A 3,580-nucleotide genomic window follows, 5' to 3' on the forward strand; every position below is an offset into this window, starting at 1 on the left:
CGTGGACAGCTCATAGTAATCCACCTTGCCTTCCAGGTGCGGGAACTTCTCGTACAGCTTCGTCAGCAGCCGCTGGGCGTAGGCTTCCTTCTTCGCTTCGTATTCATCACCACGTTTGCCCCAGGTTTTGTCGGCCCAGTTTTCGTACCAGTCGTAAGGCCCGGGGGCGACAATCTCGATGGTGGCGCGACCGGGGTAGCGCTCGGCAAAGCTCGGATCCTTGGCGGAAGGGAAGGAAATGTATGTGAGCGGAATGTCGGTCTCGTCCGGCGCAGCTATAAAATCACTGATTTGCTTTTCGTAATTCGCGCCCGGGTAGATCCAGTAGTTGGTTTTCGGCAGCTGCAGGTTCTCGGCGGTATCCTTCAGGCCGATGTACAGGCAGTTGCTGGCCATGGAGCGTTCCACGGTTTTCAGCTTTTGCTGGTAATAGTCCCGGTGGGGCGCGGACTCTGGCAACAGTTTGTCGAAAGTGTTGAACACACCGGCGTTGCTGATCACTAATGGGGCACGGACTTCTTCGCCGTCGGCCATGCGGACGCCGACTGCTTTGCCTTTCTCGATCAGGATTTCCTTCACGTCGGCGTAGGTGAACACCTCTCCGCCGCCCTGCTGGATAACGGGGATGATGGTCTTGGCCATTTCCGAGGCGCCGCCGATGGGGTAGTAACCCCCGTAGAGATAATGGCGCGCAATCAGGGCGTGGATGATAAAGCTGGACTCCGCTGGTGGCAGACCGTTGTCCCCCCACTGGCCGGTGAGCACGGCAATCAGTTCCTGGTTGCTGGTCAGGCCTTCCAGAACCTCGCGGGTGGGCCGATTCAGGAATGAGGGTGCGGTGCGGTTGACCAGCTTGCGCAGGGGGCCTGCGGCCAGATCGGGTAGTACTTTTCCGATCACCAGCCCGGGCATGGCTTTAGCCACCTGCTTCAGGTACTGCAGGTAGGTATCGATAGCCTGTTCTTCACCTGGGAAGGCCTTCTTCAGTTCCGTTTTGAAGTTGTCAGGACCGGCCACCAGATCCACATGGCGATCGCCGATAAAGATGCGGTCAAAATGGCTGTCCATGGGTGCCCACTTCAACTGGCCATCGGTAATGTGGTCGAACAGGCGCTTGGTCAGCGTGTGGTCCGCGCCCACGTCACCGATGTAGTGAACACCCACGTCCCACTCGTAGCCGTTTCGGTCGTAGCTATGGGTAAAACCGCCGGCCGTGTAATGCTGCTCGAACACCACCACCTTCTTGCCCAGTTTGCTCATGCAGGCGGCGGCGGTCAGCCCGCCGATACCGGAGCCGATCACGATAGCGTCGTAAGGACCGTCCAGGCGATTGGCGCGGTAACGACGGCCGACTCGAATGGTACTTGGTTTGGGGCTGCTCATGATGTGGTGTCCTTGTGTTGTTGTTCATTATCAGCGAGCGATCCGTCCAGCAGAAGGGTGACGACGCCTTCCGTCAGCAGGGGTTCCGCATCGGCACTGGGTAAATGCCCGTCGATGGTCAGTTGTGAAAGCCCATGCACCAGCGACCAGGCGGCAGCGGTCATCAGCGCCAGCGGCATGGGTTTGATGTAGCCTGCCTGCTGGGCCCGGGCAATGGTGTTTTCAAGCACCTGAAACGCACCTTTGCCTGCGGAGTCCAGGCGCGGGTGAACGCCCTTGGGCAATACCCGCCCGCCAAACATCAGCCGGTACAGGTTGGGTTCGTCCTGTGCAAAGGATACGTACACCAGGCCAATTTCAATCAACGCCCGCCGGGGTTTACTTTGATCCACCGCCAACAGCCGTTCCCGTAGTTCCTCAAATCCTGTCACGGCCAGCTCTGCGAGCAGACTTTCCCGGTCAATGAAATGGCGGTATAGCGCGGGGGCGCTGACCCCGATCTGCTTGGCCAGCGCCCGCAGACTGATAGCGGCATCGCCATGCTCCTGCAGGATCTCCAGGGCCAACTGGTGCGCCTGCTGGGGTAGGTCGCCATGGTGGTAAGAGACTTTGAGAGGTTTGATGTTGTCAGGCATAAGTTATCACCATTAACAATGTTACTGGTGATAACATCATCTTCGGGAGGTGGTTGTCAACTGCTTGCGCCACCGCACCGGCGGCAAGCCTGTCCACCGCCTGAACGCACGATAGAACGTACTTACCTCGGCGAACCCCAGTGATTCGGCAATCTCGGGCAAAGGAGCAGTTGTTTCCGCCACAGCCTGAAGCGCTCTCTGGCGACGCACCTCATCCAGCAGGTTGTCGAAAGTCTGCCCCTGGTCCCGTAGCCTCCGCGCTAGTGTGCGTTCGCTGATGCCCAATGCCTCCGCAGCTTCGGCACGCCGGGGGAGAACCGGGCCCAGCCTGGCAGCCAGCCATCGTTGCAACTCCGGAACAGAGGCACTGTTCATGGAAAGGGCCGCCAGGCGTGCCGTTGTGTAGCGCGTATGTACCTGGGCAAGCTGGGGATCTGCCTGGGGCAGGGGCTGATCCAGTATTTCATTATCCACGAGCACGCCGCTGAAGGCCTGCTCGAAGTCCACGGGACTGTGGAAGGCCGTTTCGTATCCCTGAGGCGGCCCAAGCCTGGGCTGGCTGAACTGCACCCGCAGGGGCTTCATTCGGGCTCCTGTCACCCAGCTGGCAAAGCCGACCACAGCAGCGAGAACGGCTTCAATCTGGTGAGGGCTGAATGCCAGCTTCCCCTGCCGGGGATGATAGACCAACCAGGTGGCGGTATTGCCGGCCAAAACCTGGAACCGACCGCCATCGGAGATCAATCGCTGAAACCGCTGAGCCATCGCAACGGCTTCACGCAGGGTGGCGGCAGACTGCAACGCAAACCCGACACCACTGAAACTCATCGGGGTAAATTCGGCCCCAACCTTCAGGCCAAAGCCCGGATCACCGGTGCAACGTTCTGCCGCATGCCAGAGTCTTGTAATGTCATCTATGGGCCAGCGCTCCTGCTCGCTCGCGGCGGAGGGAATGCCAGCCGTTGCCAGCAGGGTGTCTTTGTCGACGGAAAGGCGTTGCGCCGCCGCAATAACGGTATTTACCCACCCAATGGAAACCGTGGCCTCTAATGTCAATTGTTCTGACCTCTTAAGTCAATTTTTAAACCATAGTACCGGTATATCTTGGAATGAGACAACTCGTTGCAATCAAGTCGGATGCGTATCATGGCCAAGGTAATTGCTTCAGATGTTCTGGTGGTCGGAGGAGGGCTGGCTGGTATTGTCACGGCACTCGAAGCCCTGCGGGACGGGAAGAGTGTCACCCTTGCGGACAGGGATACCGCTGAGCGCATGGGTGGCCTGGCATTGTGGGCCTTTGGCGGGATGATGCTGGTGGGCACCCCTCTGCAAAAACGGATGAAAATTGCCGATTCCCCGGCGGTTGCCCTCGGTGACTGGCTGAGTTTCGGTGGGCTGGATCCGAATGACCAATGGGCCCTGCACTGGGCACGCTATTACGTCGAACACTCCCGTTCGGAAGTATATGACTGGCTACGCAACGAAGGCATCCGATTTCTGCCCGCTGTTAACTGGGTGGAGCGTGGTCGCTTCGGTGATGGTAACCGTGTGCCCCGCTATCA

At 59.0% G+C, this 3,580-nt stretch carries 4 protein-coding genes; 1 reads left to right on the forward strand and 3 read right to left on the reverse strand.

All coding sequences use genetic code 11. The annotated features are described in order from the left end of the window. The 3 genes from R3175_RS17935 to R3175_RS17945 form a co-directional block, all read right to left on the reverse strand. A partial coding sequence (locus R3175_RS17935) for an NAD(P)/FAD-dependent oxidoreductase (RefSeq protein WP_318945712.1) occupies nucleotides 1–1,383 on the reverse strand: 1,383 nt, incomplete at its 3' end. After that, nucleotides 1,380–2,018: a TetR/AcrR family transcriptional regulator gene (locus R3175_RS17940; protein WP_318945713.1), complete on the reverse strand. Its 639-nt coding sequence runs from the start codon at nucleotides 2,016–2,018 to the stop codon at nucleotides 1,380–1,382. The genes R3175_RS17935 and R3175_RS17940, both read right to left, overlap by 4 nt. 36 nt (nucleotides 2,019–2,054) lie before the next feature. Further along, on the reverse strand, nucleotides 2,055–3,074 hold the full coding sequence (locus tag R3175_RS17945; RefSeq protein ID WP_318945714.1) for an AraC family transcriptional regulator: 1,020 nt from the start codon (nucleotides 3,072–3,074) through the stop codon (nucleotides 2,055–2,057). A 90-nt stretch (nucleotides 3,075–3,164) separates the two neighbouring features. On the opposite strand from R3175_RS17945, the gene R3175_RS17950 reads away from it, so the two are divergent. Then, the coding region (locus R3175_RS17950; RefSeq protein ID WP_318945715.1) for an FAD-dependent oxidoreductase at nucleotides 3,165–3,580 on the forward strand (416 nt) is incomplete at its 3' end.

The sequence above is a fragment of the Marinobacter sp. genome (genome assembly GCF_033722735.1).
Lineage (GTDB): Bacteria > Pseudomonadota > Gammaproteobacteria > Pseudomonadales > Oleiphilaceae > Marinobacter.